The following is a 17,547-nucleotide window of genomic DNA, read 5'->3' as shown; positions in this document are numbered from 1 at the left end:
GGTTCGTGAGGAAGAGTTACGTGATTCTGGCGGCGTTGTGCGCCAGCGTGTTCGTGGTCGGGACTTGCGAGTATCTGATTGCCGGACTATTGCCTCAGGTGGGTGGGGATCTCGGGGTGTCGGTCGGGACGGCCGGGCAGGCCGTGACCGCCTACGCGCTTGGTGTGGTGATCGGCGGTCCGCTGGTGACGATCGCGACCGCACGATTGCCGCGCAAGGGCGTGGCACTGGGGTTGATGCTGCTGTTCGCCGCCGGTAGCGCGCTGAGCGCCTGGGCGCCGGTGTTTGCGGTACTGCTGGCCGGGCGGGTGGTGTCGTCGCTGAGCCACGCCGCGTTCCTGGCGTTGGCGCTGGTGACGGCGACGCAGGTGGTGCCGGCCGAGCGGGTGGGTCGTGCGGCCGCGACCGTGGCGTCGGGCTTCACCGTCGCCACCCTGCTCGGCGTGCCGTTGGGCGCGTTGCTCGGTGAGCGTGCCGGGTGGCGGGCGCCGTTTGTGGTGTTGACGGTGCTGGCATTGGCGGGCGCCGCGCTGTTGGCTGCGGTGCTGCCACGGCAGGCCGCTCAACGCACCAGCATCCGGGAGGAGTTGCGGGTGGTGACGCGGCGGCCGGTGCTGGTGACGATCGCCACGACAGCGGTCGGGTTCGCCGGTGTCATGGTGGTTTTCACCTATATCGCGCCGTTGCTGACGCAGGTCACCGGGTTCACCGCGCCGGTGGTGTCACTGCTGCTGCTGGCATACGGGGCGGGCAGTTTCGCAGGAAACCTGGCCGCGGGACGGCTCACCGACTGGTCGCTGAGTGCGACGGTGCGTGGCGTGTTCGGTGGCCTGGTCGGGGTGCTCGTCGTGTTCCCGGTGGCTGCTGTGTGGAAGCCGTCCGCGATCGTCGCGGTGCTGCTGCTCGGGTTGTTGGCGACCGCGACGATCGCCCCGCTACAGGGCCTGATCCTCAAGCACGCCGGCGCGGCGCCGACGCTGGCGGTATCGGTCAACGTCGGTGCGTTCAACCTGGGAGCCGCTGCGGGCTCAGCGCTCGGCGGCGCGATCGTCGCCGCCGGCGGCCTGCGCTGGACCGGGCTGGCGGGCGCGCTGTTCAGCCTGCTCGGACTGGCACTGTCCTACCTCGCCGTTCCCCGCGGCTCCTCGACGGCAGAACCGGCCGCGCAGGCGGCACCAAAACCGGCTCCGGTGTCCTGACCCGGCTTCACGTCGTCGGATTCAACGAACAGGAGAGCTCATGCGTGCTGTCCGTATCGATCGCCACGGCGGTCCCGAGGTGCTCACCGTCGCCATGGCGCCCGATCCACAACCCGCCGCGGGCGAGGTGCTGGTGCGCACCGCCGCCAGCAGCCTCAACCCGGTGGACTGGAAGACCCGCGCCTGGGATATCGGCCGGTTGCCGGCCACCCTCGGCTGGGATCTGGCTACGGTTGAACCATCTGGGGCCTGCCGCCAAGGTCTCCCCTCGCAGCACGACAGAACGCGCGGACGTTGTCGAGGACGCGCGCACCTCGACGTCAAAGTCGCCGACGACCGTGCTGCTCTCGGGTCGTATCGCCACTTGGCCGAAGACCGAGACGTAGTCCCCAGCGCGGGTGCCGTGTGGCCGCCTCGATGAGGCGGCGCATCAGACCGAACCTCGCGGCCGACTCGGACACCGTACCGGCGTCGCGCCCTGTCCCCGTGCTGGTCCAGCGCAGCCGCCAGCACGGCGGGATCCGCCATACGAAGCAGCAACTCCCGCTCCACCTCGTAGGCGGCGCGGCTATCTCTCGCGCTGCTCCTCCCCCATCACGGGGTGTAATCGGCCGCAACGCGTCCGCGTCAGCAAGGTGATCGAGGTGCAGAGCAAACTCTCCGAGTGCGGATGCGGCTGTTAGTCGAAGTACTCGCGTGGCGGCCCGTCGAGGGAGCGCCTGATCTCGGCAGCGAGTTTCTCGATGAGTGCCGGGTCGTCGGGAAGCTGCAGTGGTGAGATCCGCAGCAGCCCATGCCGGGCGCTCACGAAGGCCCTACCTCCCGCCCCGACAGTGATGCCACGGTGTGCCAGGGCGACGAGCGTCGCTGTCTCGTTCTGGACCTCGAGCCAGATCACCAGCGAGCCGGGTGCTGGTGCCTCGGGTGTCAGCCCTTGTTTCTGCAGGGCCGTGACAAGGGCGTCGCGCCGGTTGGCGTAGATGGTGCGGGCGATCTTGAGCAGCTTCTCGGTCGGCGGGTCGTCGATGAGGTAGGCGAGGGCGTTCTGGAGGATGCGGCTATTGGAGCCGATGCCGTGGCTGCGCAGCTGGATGGTCCGCTCCACGAGTTCGCGCGCGCCGCCCAGCACCGATGTTCTGACGTCGATGCCGTACGCCTTGCAGTAGCTGCGTATGCGAAGTACGCGGTCCGGGAGCTGCGTGCCGAGCGATGGCGCTTCGAGGCCGGTGAGCGCTCCGGTGGCGTCGTCCTCCAGGACCCAGATGTCGGGTGCCTCGCGGCCGATGATGTTGGCGAGTTCGGCCGCGCGTGGCGTGGTGAGGGCGCCCTCCAAGGCGAACCCGGCTGATGGCTGCAGTACCAGGGTGGCCGGCTTGCGGGCGAGTGCGGCGTGCAGCGATTGCGGTGTCGGTCCCTGGTCGTCGGCGGCTACGCCGACGACGCGCAGCCCGAGGTCGATCAGGGTGTCCAGGTAGCCGGGGGTGACCGGTTCCTCCACGGCCACTACCGAACCGGCGGGTGCGGCGGCTTCGGTGGCGAGCATTAGCGCCTCACTGCCACCGCCGGCGGTGTTCCACGCCTGCGGCTCGAAGGGCCAGATCGCCTCGACCCGCTCCCGCAGTTCGGGGGTGATGTACTCGCGCCCGGTCCGGTTCAGTCGCTCACAGGCCAGGCTCATCAGTAACGCCTGGCTAAGGTCGGGTTGGAGTCCGTAGTCCGGGGTCGCCAGGGAGAGGTCGATCTGTGACCAGCCCGGGAACGGCGCCGATCTGCGGCTGCGGCGGTCGGTAACGATCGTGCCGCCGCGCCGCCGCGTCTGGATGCGGCCGTCATTGCGCAGGATGTTCCACGCCGACATCACGGTTCCGACGCTGACGCCGATGGCTTCGGCGAACGCGCGCAGTGTCGGCATTTGGGTGTGCGACGGCAGCTCACCGGAGTCGATCAGGATCTCCAGGTCGTCGGCGATCTCGCGCGCCCGACGGCCGGTCACCCTGGAGGCGAGCCACTCAGCGGTTGGTGGACTTACTGTCACGCCTTTTCCTTAGCTGTCGCGGCGACCTTGCCGTGAGTCTCGGGTCGGGCCACCTCCCATTGTGCCAAGTCAGCCCGCGTTCTGTGCCATCTGACGCTCGCTACACCGGTGCGGGTGAGCGGCGTGAAAGCCGGTGTTCGGGCAGGCCGTAGTTGCCCCGCAGCGTCGAGTGCTCGTAATCGACGTGGAAGACCCCGCGCGTCTGCAGCAACGGAACGACGTGGTCGACGATGTCGCGCAGTCCGTCGGGCGAGCTGCCGATGTGGAGGTTGAAGCCGTCGGCGGCGCCCGCACGGTACCAGGCCGTGATGGTGTCGGCGATCTGCTCGGCCGTGCCGATGACCGAGACGTGCTGTGAGCCGTTCTTCCGCAGGGCGAGCACCTCCCGCACGGTCAGCCTGTCGCTGGCCGCCTTGTCGAGCAGCCCGTCCAGGCTGCTGGCGGCGCTGCGGCTGAGCTCGTTGGCGTTGATGAGGTCGAACGGGATCGGCTCGTCGATCTTCAATGCGCCTGGGGGCAGCCCGAGCTGGCGGGTGAAGAACCCGACCTTGACGGCATCGGGTGTGGCCTCGTCCTGTGCCCTGTGCTTGGCGCGCGCCGCCTCCTCGGTGTCGCCGACCACGACGTAGAAACCGGGCAGCAGTTTGATCGTGTCGGGGTCACGCCCGGTGTCGGCCGCCCGCTGCCGCAGTAGCTTGCGGTAGGCGATCCCGCCCTCGATCTCGGTTTGGTGGGTGTAGACCGCGTCGGCGTACCGCGCCGCTAGGGCGATCCCCGCCTCGGAAGCGCCGGCCTGTACCAGCAGCGGCCGTCCCTGAGGTGACGGCGGGACCAGCGGCTCGCCGGCGACCTGCAGCCACTCGCCGGCGAACGCGGCCGGTTGCACGCCGCCGGGCCGGACATACTGCCCCGTGGCCTTGTCTCCGAGGATGGCGTCAGGCTCCCACGCCTCCCACAGCCGGACCACTGCCTCAACGAACTCGGCGGCTCGGGCGTACCGCTCCGGCTTGGAGTAGGCGGCCGGTTGGGAGAAGTTGCGGGCCGTCTGGTCCCCGGCCGTGACAACGAAGTTCCAGGCCGCGCGGCCGTCGCTGACCAGGTCGAGCGAGGAGACATGCCGGGCCAGGTTGTAGGGGTCGTTGTACGACGTCGAAGCGGTTCCGATCAGCCCGAGGTGGCTGGTGTGCGCGGCGATCGTCGTCAGCGCGATGAACGGAGCCAGCGCACGCCATGGGTGGTGCCAGTACGGTTCGGTCCACACCGGGGTGTCGGCGAGGAAGAGTGCCTGGAACTTGCCGCGCTCGGCGAGTTCGGCAAGTTCGAGGTAGTGGTGGTGGCTGATGAACCAGTCCGGGTCGCGCTCGGAGACGCGCCACGACCCCTTCCCGGTGCCTCCCGGGAGCAGGTTGAGGTTGAGGATGAGGCCAGCGTCGTTGCTCATGCTGGTGTCCCGTGGAGTTGAGGTATGCCGCGGGCGGTTGCGCGCAGCGGCGAACCGGGAGGAAAGATCTCGTGGGCGGCGAGCGCCAGCGAGCCCTGCCACTGCCCGCGGGTGAGGTGGGCGGGGATGGTCTGGATGAGGAAGTCGTCGACGAGCGGGATCTCGGTGTCCTCTTCTAGGCGGGCACGGACCTCGGCGGGATGTCCGACGAGCGCCGCCGTCTTGTACTCCTGCGGTGTGCCGGCCGGCGTGGCGGCGACGAACTCCCGCCGGGCCACGGCCGCGTCCGGGCGGACGAAGATCGAGCGCGAGGCGAGAATGCGCTGGCAGGGCCGGGCGTGCTCGCGGAAGGCGTCGATCGCGGCGGCCCGGTTGGCCTTGTTCTGGGCGGCGGTGAGCTTCTTGGAGCTGCCGAGCAGCAGGTTCTCGCCATGGCGGGCGATGTCGGTGGCGGCGGCGGGATTCGTGGCGATTCGCCAGACACGGCGGCGCAGCGGCCCCGGTGGCGGGTAGAGCTGTCGGCCGCCGCCCAGGTCGGCACCGGCGAACGCGGCCCGCAGCCGGGCGAGCTTGGCGTCGAACACCTCGTGTCTAGCCTCCCAGTCGATCCCGAAGCCGGGGAACGGCCACGGCTCGAGGCCGGATCCGAGCCCGAGTTCGAGCCGGTCGCCGCTAAGCAGGTTGGCGACGACGGCGTCTTCGGCGACCCTGACCGGTTCCTCGAGGGTCAGTAAGACGACCGCCGCGCCCAGCCTGATGCGGGAGGTGCGTTGTCCGGCGGCGGTGAGGAACAGCAGCGGCGAGGAGATGGTGCCCTTGTCGGACCGGAAGTGATGGGAGGTGATCCAGGCGCTGTCGAGTCCGATCGCTTCGGCGTGCTCGATCAGCCGTAGGCCGGCCTCGTACTGGCTCGCTGGGTCGGCGCTGGTGTCGTTGAGCCGGAACATGATGCCGATGTCGGGCACGGGACTTCTCTCTCCTGGGTGGGCGATGATCTGCGGGATCCGGGCGCCGGAACCTTGCGCCCGGATCCCGTTGACTCGCTACTGCTCGATCCAGGTGTTGTAGGCCCACCCGTTGAGCAGGCCCCGCGGCGGGTCGATGAAGTAGGTGATGTCGTGCACTGTGGACTTCGCGGCCACCGAGGAACGGTCGGTGTACAGCGGCAGCGTGGTGACCTGGTCGATCAGGGCGTACTGGGCGACCTTGTCGAAGTTCTCCTTCACGACCTTCTCGTCCGTGGCGTAGCGCGCGGCGTCCAGCCAGCCGTCCACCTGCGGGTCGGTGAGCTTGGGACCGTTGATGGCACCGGTGCTGGAGTAGACCTTGTCGAGGACCACGCCGGGGTAGACGCCGCCGACGCTGCGCGGGAACAGTTCGTAGGCGTTGGTCTCGCGTACCTTGTCGACAGTGCCCTCGTCACGGAACTGCAGGTCGACGTTGACACCGATGTTCTGCCGGAGCTGGGCCTGGTAGCCCTCCAGGATGGTTTTCAGCGTCGGCACCGGCTCGGTGGCGATGAGCCGGACGACCAAGGGCTCTCCGGCCGTGCTGGTGCGGATCCCCTCACCGTTCTTCCCGGTCCAGCCGGCCTCGTCGAGCAGCTTGTTCGCGAGGTCGACATCATTGCCGTAGGCGCTTTCGACCTTCTTGTCGTAGAACTTGCTCTGCGGCTGCACGATGCCCCAGGCGCGCTCGGCGTTGTCCTTGAGGACGGCCTTGACGAGCGCGTCAACGTCGGCGCCGTTCTGCAGCGCCTTGCGCACGCGGACGTCCTTCGTGGGGCCGCTGGTGGTGTTGAAGTACAGCGATGTCGGTGCCACGTTGGAGCCCTTGTACTCGTATTGGAAGCCCTCGGCGTCCTTGAACAGCGGGACGTCGTTGGGAGCCACCGCGGCGATGGCGTCGACCTCACCGGAGGAGAGCAGGCCGGCCCGGACCGAAGGTTCGGGGGCGTACTTGACGACCAGCTTGTCCAGGTAGGCGGCGCCCTGGTGGTGGGCGGTTCCGGGAGGCCACTTGTAGTCCTTGTACTTCTCGAAGTCGAGCTCCTGGCCGGGTACCACCCTGGTGAGGATGAACGGCCCGGTGCCGGCGAGACCGACGCCGCCGGAGTCGCGGATGCCGCTCTTCAGCGACTTCGGGGACACGATCGCCCCCTGCAGGGAGGAGAGTGTGTGTAGGAAGTCGGCTGCGGGCTCGGACTGGGTAAGGCGCACCGTGTAGTCGTCGACGACCTCGGCGGACTTCAACGTACGGAAAGTCGAGTTCTTCACCGCGGGTGCGTACTGGCCGTCGATGACGAGGTCGAAGTTGGCCTTGACCGCCGCGGCGTCGAACTTCTCGCCGTCGTGGAAGGTGACGTCGTTGCGGAGTTTGAACTCGTAGACCAGGCCGTCCTCGGAGATCGTCCAGCTCTCGGCGAGCCAGGGATGGAAGCTCTCGTCGTAGTCGGCTGCCACCAGGCTGTCGAAGGAGTTCCGCAGCACTTGTGTCGGGCCGATGGCGCCGCCGAGGTGCGGGTTGAGGCCCTCTTCCGGATAGTTCGGCAGGGCGATCGTCAGCGTACCGCCCGACTGCGGCTCGCCCCTCGAACCGGCCGATGTGGACTCCGAGCCGCAGGCGGCGAGTCCGATCAGGACCGGCATCAACACGGCCGTGACGGCTGTGCGTCGTCTCATTCTGCTCGCGTACCTCATGGCTTTCCGTTTCTTGTGGAGGGTTGGACAATCGACCCGGCGCCGCCGGCCTACAGGACCGGGACGGCACTGATCAGGCTGCGGGTGTAGTCATCGGTGGGGTTGGTGAACACTTCATGTGCCGCACCGCGTTCGACGATGCGCCCGCGGTGCATCACGAGCACGGTGTCGGCCAGGTGGTGGATGACGCCGATGTCATGGGAGATGAACAGCAGGGCGGCGTCGGTGTGCGCCCTGAGGTCGTCGACGAGGTCGAGGATCTGGGCTTGGACCGACACGTCGAGTGCGGAGACCGGCTCGTCACAGACGAGCACCCGTGGCTCGCAGCCGAGCGCCCGGGCGATCGAGACCCGCTGACGCTGCCCGCCGGACAGATGCCTGGGCAGCCGGTCGATGGTGTCCGCGGGCAGCCGTACCAAATCGAGTAGCTCGGCGATCCGGCGGTTGCGTTGGCGCCGGTCCCGGATGCGCAGCCGGACCGTCTCGGCGATGATCTCCCGGACGGTGTAGCGCGGATCGAACGAGCCGAGCGAGTCCTGGGCGATCAGCTGGACCAGCCCGAGGTGCGCCCGCCGGGTGCGGCTCGAACTCCACTCGGTGCCGGCGACGACGACCTCGCCGGCGTCCGGCCGCAGCAGGCCGGTCACGATCTTCGCGACCGTCGACTTTCCGGATCCCGACTCACCGACGAGGCCGACGATCTCGCCGGGGCGTACGACGAAGCTGACCTGCTCTGCGGCACGGAACTCACGGCCGCCCCGGGCCCGGTACCACTTGCCGACACCGTTGACCTCGACCACGGCCGGCCTGTCCGAAAGCGGCGCGGTCCGGGTGGTGACGCGTGGAGCCGATTCCAGCGCCAGGCGCCGCCCACGGGAGTGGGCACCGGGAACCGCCGCGATGAGCTGGCGGGTGTAGTCGTGCGAGGGCGTGTCGATGACCTGCCGCACCGGTCCGGACTCCACTATCCGTCCTTCGTGCATCACGAGGACCTCGTCGGCGAGGTTCGCGACCACCGACAGGTCGTGGCTGATGAGGATCACGCCGCGGCCCTGCCGTGCCATGCCCGCGATCAACTCAAGGATCTGTGCCTGGATCGTGACGTCCAGCGCCGTGGTGGGTTCGTCGGCGATGAGCAGTCCGGGGTCACCGGCGATGGCGGAGGCGATGAGAGCGCGCTGCCGCTGGCCGCCGGAGAGCTGGTGCGGGTACTGCCGGCGGCGCTCCTGCGGCTCCGGGATGCCGACGGCCGCCAGGAGTTCGGTGACACGTTCGGCGCGGCCGGTCTTGGACAGCGTGGGGTCGAGCCCTTCGGCGATCTCCTGCTCGATCGTCTTGAGCGGGTCCAGGGAGGTGAGGGCGTCTTGCAGGACGAAACCGACGCGGCGGCCACGCAGCCGCCGCCAGTCGCGCTCGGTGTAGTTCGTGACGTCCTCGCCGAACATGTCGAATCGCCGCGCGGTGACCCGGGCGCCGGTTCCGGCGAGCCCGACCAGGGTGCGGGCGGTGACCGACTTGCCCGAGCCGGACTCGCCGACGACGGCCAGGATCTTGCCGCGCGTCACGGTCAGGTCGACATCGTCGACGACGTGGTGGTGTGTGCCGTCGAGGCGACGGACCCCGTCGAAGGAGACCTTGAGGCCACGGATCGTGACAAGGGTATCGGCAGCCTGGTCGGGAAGTCGGGTGGCATCCCCATCCCGGGACAGCAGCGGGGCGGTCATGCTTCGCGCCTCCGTTCGAACCTGAGCTGCAGATGCCGGCCCACCACCGAGACGGCGATGACGGTCAGCGTGATGAACAGGCCGGGAAAGAATCCGGCCCACCAGGCGACGCGAAGGTCGCTGCGCGCCTCGGAAAGCATCGAGCCCCACTCCGGCTGTGGCGGCTCGGGGCCGAAGCCGAGAAAGCTCAGGCCGGCCGCGCCGAGGATGGCGGTACCCACGCCGAGGGTCGCCAGGATCGGCACCGTGCCGAGGGCGTTGGGCAGGATGTGCTTGACGGCGTTCCGGACGCCGGAGGTCAGGGTGAGCCGGGCCTGGGCAACGTACTCCGACTCTTTGACCCTCAACGTCTCGGCGCGCACGATCCGCCCGTAGCGCGGTGCCGAGGCAATTCCGATGGCGAAGATGAGATTCCACGTCCCGGGCCCGGTGAAGGTGATCAGCATGAGGGCGAACAGCAGGTCGGGGAACGCGCCGATGACGTCGAAGAAGCGGGAGATGCCCTCGTTGACGAGCCGGTGCGAGGCGCCGGCGACAAGGCCGAGGACGACCCCGACGGCGACGCCGAGCACGGTGGAGGCGACACCGATAAACAGGGAGTACCTCGCCCCGTGGATGATCCGGGTGAGCACGTCGCGGCCGAGGTGGTCGGTGCCCAACGGGTTGTGCAGGCTCGGCGGGAGCAGCGCCCGGGTCACGTCGGAGAACAGTGGGTCCTGTGTCGCCAGCAGGCCAGGGGCCACCACAGCGAGGGTCAGGACGGCCAGGTAGAGCAGGGAGACGACGACTCCGAACGGCAGCCGGGCAGAGACTTTGCGGGTCGCGATCACCCCGGGTGCCGGGGCGAGGGTCGGGTTGGCGCTGGCCATGATGCTCACGCCGCCTTGAGGCGGGGGTCGATCCAGACATAGAGGATGTCGACCACCGTGTTGACCAGGACGTAGATCGTTGCCGCCGCCAGGGCGATCCCGAGCACGACTGGGATGTCCTGCTGGCGCACGGCGGTGACGGTCGCCTGCCCGATTCCGGAGCGGCCGAAGACCTGCTCGACGATGACCGTGCCCGTCAGCATCCCGCCCACCGACCAGCCGGCCAGGGTGGTCGCCGGGATGAGGGAGTGCCGCAGGGCATGGCGCCGCTTGAGCTGTGCGTGGCTGATCCCGCGCATCAGAGCGGTCACCGAGTAGGGCTGTTCGAGGGATCGCTCGATCCCCTCCCGGATCACCTGCGCCAGGACCGCGGCCAGCGGCAGTGCGAGAGTGAAGCCGGGAAGGATCAGCTTCTGCAACTCGCTGCCGGCTGTCACCGGGAACCAGCCCAGTCCGAACGCGAAGACGCTGATGAGAACCAGGCCGAGCCAGAAGGAGGGGACCGAGGCAAAGGTCAGCTCGACGATGTTGAGCAGGGCCGACCCCGGACCACGCCGCGAGGCGGACAGGACGGCGACCACCACCGCGAGGAGGACGGCGAGTAGCGCCGCGAAGACGGTGAGCTTGGCGCTGTTGAGCAGCCGCGGCCCGAACAGGATCTCGTTGACCGGCACGCGCTGGACGTAGGAGTAGCCGAGGTCGCCGCTCAGGAGCCGGCCGAAGTAGTCGAGGTACTGGGTGATCAGCGGTTCGTCGAGCCCCCAGTCGGCCTCGATGGTCGCGCGCAGTTCGGGTGTCTTGACCTCGCCCATGAGCATGAGGGCGGGGTCACCGGGCGCCAGGTGCACGGCCAGGAAACTCAGCGATGCGGCTGCCCACAGGACGAAGACGGCCGAGAGTACCTTCTCGGTGACGTACCTCGCGACGAACCGGCGGTGCGCGCTGACGCGTGCGGCCGCCGACACCTGCAGGATGGACTCCGCGTGTTCGGCGTCCACCTCGGCCGGTCGTTGTGGTGGTGCGATGCTCATGGTGCTCCGTCCGTGTCAGCCCACGCCCGACCTCAGCTGAAGGCCGCCTCCCCGGCCGGCCCGCGTGCGGTGTTGATGAAGCCCTCCCAGCCGTCGGCGGGGCGAGGCAGGCCGAGGGTGTCGCGCAAGGTGGTGCCGGGGTACTCGGTGCGGAAGATGCCCTTGCTCTGCAACAGCGGGACGACGTGGTCGACGAAGTTCTCCGCCACCTCGGGCAGCGCCGCCGACATGACGTTGAAGCCGTCGCTGGCGCCGGCGCGGTACCACGTCTCGATCTGGTCGGCGACCTGTTCGGCAGAGCCGATGGCGGAGATGTGAGTAAGTCCGCCGCCCTGGCGCGCGATGATCTGCCGCACCGTGAGGGAGTCGCGCTTCGCGCTCGCGATGAGAGCGGCGAAGTGGCCTCCCGAGGCACCGAGAGCGCCGTCCGGCGGCACCAGGTCCCAAGGCAGTTCCTTGTTCAGCTCCAGCGCCTCGACAGGCACGCCAATCTGCAGCGCGAGGGCATTGATGGCGTAGTGCTCGGTGTGCAGCTCCTGCAGCTCGCGTTCGCGTCTGCGGGCGGCCTCCTCGGTGTCACCGACGATGGTGATGAGGCCGGGCAGCACCTTGACCGTGTCGGGGTCGCGGCCCCATCCGGTGGCCAGGTCGCGGATCTTCTTGCGGAAGGCGAGCGCGGTTTCGATGGTGTTCTGGACGGTGTAGACGGCGTCGGCGAAACGGGAGGCCAGGCCGATGCCGTCCGCCGAGGAGCCTGCTTGGATGAGCACCGGATGTCCCTGCGGGGACCGGGGCAGGTTGAGGGGTCCCTTGACGGTGACGTACTCCCCCGCGTAATCGACGTCGCGGATCCTTGCGTTGTCGACGTAGACGCCGGTCTCGGTGTTGGCCACCCAGGCGTCGTCGGCCCAACTGTCCCACAGCCGCAACACCGCCTCGACGAACTCGTGGGCGCGCCGGTAGCGCTCGGCGTGGTCGAGCCCGTACTCAAGGCCGAAGTTCTGGGCGACGTCGTCACCGTTGGTCGCCACGATGTTCCAGGCGGCCCGGCCGTTGCTGATGTGGTCCAGAGAGGCGATGCGGCGGGCCAGGTTGTAGGCGGAGTTGTACGACGTCGACGCCGTCGCGACAAGCCCGATGTGGCTAGTGTGCTGCGCGATGGCGGCGTGTGCCAGCGTCGGGTCCAGGCCCCGGAACGGGCGGTATTCGCCGCGGTAGCGCCATACCGGGGTGTCGGCGAGGAAGACGGCGTCGAACAGGCCGCGCTCTGCGATCTTCGCGGCCTCGATGTAGTGGTCGAGGGTGCTGAAATGCTGGCCGTCTGTGCCGGTACGCCACGCACCCGGGAAGACCCCGCCCGGGATGAGATTGAGGTTGAGGGTGAGCGACTTCGGCTGCTTCTCGGTCATGGTGCGCCTCTCCGTGGTGCTTTGTGCGGGGTAGGTGTGCCAGCGGTGTCGGGTGTCCGGTGAGCGTTACTTCTCGACGGGGAAGCCGACGATGCTGCCCCACTCGGTCCAGGAGCCGTCGTAGACGCGCACGTTGTCGAGGCCGAGAACCTCGGTGAGGGTGAGCCAGCCCAGCGTCGAGCGGTGGGATAGCCGGCAGTAGACGACGACCCGCTCGGCCTCGAAGACCCCGCGCGCCTCGGCCACTTTGCGGGCCTGTTCGGCCGGGAGGATGCGGCCGGTTTCGTCGAGGAGTTCGCGGAAGAACAGGTGCCGGGCGCCGGGGATGCGGCCGTGTCGCTCGGCTCCGTGGTCGATGGGTGCGTTGAGCCCGCTGACCCGCTCGCCGGCGTACTCCTCAGGACTGCGGAAGTCGACGATCGCGACCCCCGGCTCGCCGAGCAGGCCGCGCAGTTCGTCGCGGCCGATCAGCTGGCCGGTATCTCGCGCCGCCGCGGTCGGGACGGCCAGCGGCCGGGTCGGTGGTTGCCTGGCCACCTGCCTCTCCGCCGACGTCGGCAGGCCGAGTGCTCGCCAGGCCTCCAACCCCCCGTCCAGGTAGCCGATGCCGTGGTAGCCGCGGACCCGCGCGGCCCAAACCACGTACGACGCGAACTGGGTCGGGTCGCCGGCGAGCACGATCCGGGAGCCCTCGCCGGCGCCCAGCGCGAACAGCCGCCTCGAGATCTCCTCTCCGCCAGCCAGTAGCCGGTCGGTCGGATGCCAGGCCAGATCCTTCCAGAACACCGGCCGCGATCCGGGGATGAGCCCCTCCACCTGGTCGCGCGCCGCCGCGGAAGCGTGGACCTCGATCACCGCCAAGTGGGGGTCGTCGAGTTGCTCGCGTAGTAGCTCGGGTCGTACCACCGAGTCGGCCATGGCACCTTCCCTGATCTCGCTTACCGTCATCCGGTAATCTATACTAAGCCTATAGGTTTTCAAGGAACTGTCTCAGAACTTGGGATAACTGTTACCTCCATAGTGGAGGGATGCCCGGCAGCCCTACCCGATCGTTGAGTCGACTGAGATGCAGGGAACTCCCACAGCAGCCCAGGCATGCACCAAGCCGACGAAACTAGTCCCAGTACCAGAAGAAGGGCTACTGAACCAGCCGATGGAACAATCTCCGCCGCCATCAGCAACTTTGTTATAGGCATACCTGATACAAAAATCGAACCGCGCCATACCGAGGACGGCCAGGTGAACACATGACATCCAATCCGCGACGAGACAACCTCATCTCGGTTGCCGACCTGAACGCACTACTCGTCAGCGGCGCACCCATGCTGCTGGACGTCCGCCAGGTGGGCCCCGAGCATCCGAACCGTGCCGGCTACCTCGACGGGCACCTGCCCGGCGCGCAGTTCGCGGACCTCGACGCCGACCTTGCCGGGACGAGCACAGGCAGCAACGGACGACGCCCGCTCCCCCACCCCGACACCTTCCAGGCGACCGTCCGGCGGTGGGGCATAGACCGTGGCACCCCGGTCGTCGTCTACGGAGCGACCCGATCGGCCGCGCCTGCCCGGGCCTGGTGGCTGCTGCGCTGGGCGGGTGTGGAGTCGGTCAAACTGCTGGACGGTGGGCTGGACGCCTGGGCCTCCGCCGGAGGAGCCCTCGCGCAGGGACACGAGCCCAGGCCCGCCCAGAGCGAGTTCGTGATCAAGCCCGGCCAGCTACCAAACGTCGAACTGCCCGACGTCGCCGAGCTGGCCAGGGTGGGGCGGCTCATCGACGCGCGCCCGGCGGTCCGGTTCGCGGGCACCGCCGACGGCGCCGGACACATCCCGGGTGCAATCAACGTCCCGGCGGACGGCAACTTCACCGACGACGGATACCTGTTGCCCGCCGACGAACTGCAGGTCCGCTTCATGCCCCACGGGCTGGACACCGATACCCCCTTCGGCGCCTACTGCGGCAGCGGCGTCGCGGCGGCGATGGAGGTATTCGTCCTCGCCACCCTCGGCAGGACCGCTCGGCTCTACGTCGGCTCGGCCTCGGAGTGGACGGCCGACCCGAACCGCCCCCTCGTCCGATAGCGGCCGATGACCTCAGCACCGGCCGACGCACCCCCGGCCCGCGATCGGGTGCTCCTCGACCTCAGCCCACTGACCACCAACAAGGCGTTCCGCCGGCTATGGCTGGGCACCGCCGTCGCCAGCATCGGTGAGCAGATGACCGTCATGACGGTGGGGCTGCAGGTCTACGCTCTCACCGGCTCCACCTTCGCCGTCGCCATGGTCGCCGGCACCGCACTAATACCCATGATGTTCGTCGGGCTCTACGCCGGAACGCTGGCCGACCGCCTCGACCGGCGGCGACTGGCACTGGGCTGCACCATCGTCTCGTGGCTGTCGATCGGCGGCATCACCGCCCACGCCTCGCTCGGCGGCGACCTGCTGTGGCTGCTCTACGGCCTGACCCTGATCAACTCGGTCGCCGGGACGGCCGGCAACATCACCCGCCGGGCCATCGTCCCGCGCCTGCTACCCCGCCATCTGCTACCGGCCGCAGGCGCCCTCAACGGCATCAACCTCGGCATCATGACAACCGTCGGGCCGCTGCTCGCGGCCGCCGCCGTCACCACCGGTGGCTTCACCCTCGCCTACTGGGTCGACCTGGTACTACACACCGCGGCATTCCTCGGCATCTACTCGCTACCGGCAATCCTGCCCGACCACAAGCCGATCAAGAACGCTATGCACACCTTCAAGGAAGGCATCGCGTTCCTGGCCTCGGCCGCCAACACCCGCTTCGCCCTCCTGCTCGACCTCGTCGCGATGACACTCGCCCAGCCGAGGGTGCTCTTCCCGGCGCTCGGCGCGAGCGTGCTCGGCGGCGGCGCCACCACCGTCGGCGTCCTCACCGCCGGAAGCGCCGCCGGCACCATCCTGTCCGGCATCTTCTCCGGCAGGCTCGGCAAGGTCCGCTACCACGGCCGCGCGATCGTCCGTTCCACCCATGCGTACGCCTTCGCCATGGCGGCAGCCGGCGCAGTGCTGCTCGGCTACGGCCTCCTACCTGATCCCGGCGAGATTGCCCGACCGGTCACGATCGGCGTCCTCACACTGGTGCTGGTGCTCACCGGCGTGACCGACAACATCGCCACGATCTTCCGGATGACGATGCTGCAGTCCGCCGTTCCCGACCACCTGCGCGGACGTGTCCAGGGCGTGTTCAGCACCGTCGTACAGGGCGGGCCGCGGCTCGGCGGGGTCCTCACCGGTGCCGTCGCCACGGCCACCGCAGCATGGAGCCCACTGCTGTTCGGCGGCCTCACCATGACCCTCCTCATCTGGCTCCTCGCGCGAGGCAACCACACCTTCCACGCCTACGACGGCGAGAACCCGACCCCATGACCCACTTTCCGGCCAAACGACCGCGGCCACAGATCGTGCAAGACGACACCAACGGCCTGGAGGTCAGCTCAGACATCCTCGTGGCAAGCTGCAGACCGGCGGGGACGGGGAAGGAGATTCGCCGCCGCCCAGGCCGGCGCCAAAGTGATGCTCGCCGACAAGAGGTGCTGCGGAACAACGGGCGGGCGGCAACCGCCGGTGTCGGGCAGTGGACGCCGAGCCCGCACACCGGGACGCCGCCATCCAGCGATGCAAGCGACTCGGCGGCGCTCCGGTCGACAGATCCTGATGCGAGGCGGTGACCGAGGGGATGTGCTGATACAGGGGCAGCCCGGTCACACGCACACGGCGACGACCGCGGTGAATACCGCCTTGTCCGACGACTTCAGGGATCGGGTGCTCCACCGGAGCCTGGGCATGGAATGGGATGACGACGTGACTGAATCAGGGACGATCAGGGCGGGCGATCCGCCCTCGGTGTGTGCCCCAGCACCGCGACCGGATCCGTTGCGTCGACTTGGCCCCAGATACGGCGCCCACATTCCAAGGTGGACGATGGACACCTGTGCTCGGCCTACGCCGGTCGGCGTCGACAGCCAAAGCCGTGCGGTGGTTACGGACGTACCCAGGTGGCAGCCCCGGTATGAGGTCGCCGCCCGAATCGTAGCCGCGGTTAGGCGTGGAGTGTCGCTCACGCGATGCTGACTGGCTGGCGGGTTCGTGCGGATTGGTAGAAGGCGCTGATCACCGCGAGGCTACGGATGCCGTCTTCGATCGTGACCAGCGGTGGGCGGTCCTCTCGTATGGCGGCGACGAAGTCCTGGTACTGAGCGGCGTGGGCAGCGCCAGGGAGTGACGTGGGGTCCGCGATTGCGGATGTCGTTGGTTGTGCGCCGCGGTCAGCGACGCTGGTTGGTTGGGCGGGGTCTGCGTTCGGGTACAGGTAGGTGAGCTGATCGTTGTCGATGACGGCCGAGCCGCGGTCGCCGTGGATCTGAAGTCGGGCTGTGAGCCCTGGGTACGCGGCGGTTGTGCAGTGCACCACGGCGAGGGCTCCGTTGGTGAAGCGGATGGTTGCGGTGGCAGTGTCCTCGATCTCAACGCGTTCGTGGGTGAGGCAGGCGGTGTGGGCGAATACCTCCGCTGGTGTGCCGAGCATCCAGAGCAGCAGGTCGATGGTGTGGATGCCTTGGTTTATCAGGGCGCCGCCGCCGTCGAGTGCCTGGGTACCACGCCAAGGGGCCGAGTCGTAGTAGGACTGTTCCCGCCACCAGGAGACGCTGACGACACCGGAGGTCAGCCGGCCGAGCGTTCCGCTTCGGACAGCTCGGATCAGGGTCTGGCTGGAGGGGTCGAAGCGGTGCTGGCTGATGACGGTTGCGGTCTTGCCGGTGTCGCGCTGGGCCCTGGCCACTGGCAGAGCCGCGTCCAGGCTGACGTCCAAGGGTTTTTCCACGACGACGTGCTTGCCGGCCCGCATGGCACGGATCGCCAGGTCGGCGTGGGTGCCGCTAGGGGTGCACACCGCGACGGCGTCGATGCCAGGCCACGTCAGCGCTTCGTCTATCGAGCTGACCGCATCGGCGCCGTGGGCGGCGGCGAGGGATTTGGCGCGTGTGGGGTCTTCGTCGACAGCCAACGCGAATCGGGCTCGCGGCGCCAGCCCGGCGATCGCGGCGGCGTGTACTTGACCGATGGTTCCACAGCCGATGACGGCGAAGCGCATTTTGTGAGCACCCTTT

14 protein-coding genes are annotated in these 17,547 nt (G+C 68.7%); 4 read left to right on the top strand and 10 right to left on the bottom strand.

Features of this window, described 5'->3' with window-relative positions; genetic code table 11:
- Window positions 1-5: 5 nt before the first annotated feature.
- Together ACFFIA_RS42265 and ACFFIA_RS42260 are read left to right on the top strand one after the other, a co-directional pair.
- A complete protein-coding gene (locus ACFFIA_RS42265) occupies window positions 6-1,199 on the top strand; it encodes an MFS transporter (protein ID WP_377262882.1) in 1,194 nt (397 codons plus the stop codon).
- 40 nt (window positions 1,200-1,239) lie between these two features.
- Window positions 1,240-1,620: an alcohol dehydrogenase catalytic domain-containing protein gene (locus ACFFIA_RS42260; RefSeq protein WP_377262879.1), complete on the top strand. Its 381-nt coding sequence runs from the start codon at window positions 1,240-1,242 to the stop codon at window positions 1,618-1,620.
- Window positions 1,621-1,878: 258 nt separating this feature from the next.
- On the opposite strand, the gene ACFFIA_RS42255 is transcribed toward ACFFIA_RS42260, so the two are convergent.
- The 9 genes from ACFFIA_RS42255 to ACFFIA_RS42215 form a co-directional block, all read right to left on the bottom strand.
- Window positions 1,879-3,192, bottom strand: a complete 1,314-nt coding sequence (locus tag ACFFIA_RS42255) for an aminotransferase class I/II-fold pyridoxal phosphate-dependent enzyme (protein WP_377262876.1) — start codon at window positions 3,190-3,192, stop codon at window positions 1,879-1,881.
- A 142-nt stretch (window positions 3,193-3,334) separates the two neighbouring features.
- Window positions 3,335-4,675 carry an NtaA/DmoA family FMN-dependent monooxygenase gene (locus ACFFIA_RS42250; protein WP_377262873.1) on the bottom strand — a complete coding sequence of 447 codons (1,341 nt, stop codon included), beginning with the start codon at window positions 4,673-4,675 and terminating at the stop codon, window positions 3,335-3,337.
- Entirely contained in the window at window positions 4,672-5,640 is a 969-nt protein-coding gene (locus ACFFIA_RS42245; RefSeq protein WP_377262870.1) for an LLM class flavin-dependent oxidoreductase, read from the bottom strand. The genes ACFFIA_RS42250 and ACFFIA_RS42245 overlap by 4 nt, the downstream gene beginning before the upstream one ends.
- Before the next feature lie 78 nt (window positions 5,641-5,718).
- Window positions 5,719-7,356, bottom strand: coding sequence for an ABC transporter substrate-binding protein (locus ACFFIA_RS42240; protein WP_377262867.1), 1,638 nt, complete (start codon window positions 7,354-7,356; stop codon window positions 5,719-5,721).
- 68 nt (window positions 7,357-7,424) lie between these two features.
- Complete coding sequence (locus tag ACFFIA_RS42235; RefSeq protein WP_377262864.1) at window positions 7,425-9,098, bottom strand: dipeptide ABC transporter ATP-binding protein; 1,674 nt, start codon at window positions 9,096-9,098, stop codon at window positions 7,425-7,427.
- Window positions 9,095-9,967, bottom strand: coding sequence for an ABC transporter permease (locus ACFFIA_RS42230; protein ID WP_377262963.1), 873 nt, complete (start codon window positions 9,965-9,967; stop codon window positions 9,095-9,097). The genes ACFFIA_RS42235 and ACFFIA_RS42230 overlap by 4 nt, the downstream gene beginning before the upstream one ends.
- A gap of 5 nt (window positions 9,968-9,972) precedes the next feature.
- Window positions 9,973-10,998 carry an ABC transporter permease gene (locus tag ACFFIA_RS42225; RefSeq protein WP_377262861.1) on the bottom strand — a complete coding sequence of 342 codons (1,026 nt, stop codon included), beginning with the start codon at window positions 10,996-10,998 and terminating at the stop codon, window positions 9,973-9,975.
- A gap of 32 nt (window positions 10,999-11,030) precedes the next feature.
- Window positions 11,031-12,407, bottom strand: coding sequence for an NtaA/DmoA family FMN-dependent monooxygenase (locus ACFFIA_RS42220; protein WP_377262858.1), 1,377 nt, complete (start codon window positions 12,405-12,407; stop codon window positions 11,031-11,033).
- A 66-nt stretch (window positions 12,408-12,473) separates the two neighbouring features.
- On the bottom strand, window positions 12,474-13,355 hold the full coding sequence (locus ACFFIA_RS42215; protein WP_377262855.1) for a sulfurtransferase: 882 nt from the start codon (window positions 13,353-13,355) through the stop codon (window positions 12,474-12,476).
- 299 nt (window positions 13,356-13,654) lie between these two features.
- On the opposite strand from ACFFIA_RS42215, the gene ACFFIA_RS42210 reads away from it, so the two are divergent.
- A complete protein-coding gene (locus tag ACFFIA_RS42210) occupies window positions 13,655-14,485 on the top strand; it encodes a sulfurtransferase (protein WP_377262852.1) in 831 nt (276 codons plus the stop codon).
- Window positions 14,486-14,491: 6 nt separating this feature from the next.
- Window positions 14,492-15,805, top strand: a complete 1,314-nt coding sequence (locus ACFFIA_RS42205) for an MFS transporter (RefSeq protein ID WP_377262849.1) — start codon at window positions 14,492-14,494, stop codon at window positions 15,803-15,805.
- Window positions 15,806-16,496: 691 nt separating this feature from the next.
- On the opposite strand, the gene ACFFIA_RS42200 is transcribed toward ACFFIA_RS42205, so the two are convergent.
- Window positions 16,497-17,531, bottom strand: coding sequence for a Gfo/Idh/MocA family protein (locus ACFFIA_RS42200; RefSeq protein ID WP_377262846.1), 1,035 nt, complete (start codon window positions 17,529-17,531; stop codon window positions 16,497-16,499).
- Window positions 17,532-17,547 lie beyond the last annotated feature (16 nt).

The organism is Phytohabitans kaempferiae, assembly GCF_042433955.1.
Lineage (GTDB): Bacteria > Actinomycetota > Actinomycetes > Mycobacteriales > Micromonosporaceae > Phytohabitans > Phytohabitans kaempferiae.
This window is presented reverse-complemented; position numbering and strand designations above follow the sequence as displayed.

Coding starts and splice junctions, on each gene's coding strand:
- ACFFIA_RS42260 (WP_377262879.1), top strand. CDS start 1,240: ATGCGTGCTGTCCGTATCGATCGCCACGGCGGTCCCGAGGTGCTCACC.
- ACFFIA_RS42250 (WP_377262873.1), bottom strand. CDS start 4,675: ATGAGCAACGACGCTGGCCTCATCCTCAACCTCAACCTGCTCCCGGGA.
- ACFFIA_RS42240 (WP_377262867.1), bottom strand. CDS start 7,356: ATGAGACGACGCACAGCCGTCACGGCCGTGTTGATGCCGGTCCTGATC.
- ACFFIA_RS42235 (WP_377262864.1), bottom strand. CDS start 9,098: ATGACCGCCCCGCTGCTGTCCCGGGATGGGGATGCCACCCGACTTCCC.
- ACFFIA_RS42230 (WP_377262963.1), bottom strand. CDS start 9,967: ATGGCCAGCGCCAACCCGACCCTCGCCCCGGCACCCGGGGTGATCGCG.
- ACFFIA_RS42225 (WP_377262861.1), bottom strand. CDS start 10,998: ATGAGCATCGCACCACCACAACGACCGGCCGAGGTGGACGCCGAACAC.
- ACFFIA_RS42220 (WP_377262858.1), bottom strand. CDS start 12,407: ATGACCGAGAAGCAGCCGAAGTCGCTCACCCTCAACCTCAATCTCATC.
- ACFFIA_RS42215 (WP_377262855.1), bottom strand. CDS start 13,355: ATGACGGTAAGCGAGATCAGGGAAGGTGCCATGGCCGACTCGGTGGTA.
- ACFFIA_RS42210 (WP_377262852.1), top strand. CDS start 13,655: ATGACATCCAATCCGCGACGAGACAACCTCATCTCGGTTGCCGACCTG.
- ACFFIA_RS42205 (WP_377262849.1), top strand. CDS start 14,492: ATGACCTCAGCACCGGCCGACGCACCCCCGGCCCGCGATCGGGTGCTC.
- ACFFIA_RS42200 (WP_377262846.1), bottom strand. CDS start 17,531: ATGCGCTTCGCCGTCATCGGCTGTGGAACCATCGGTCAAGTACACGCC.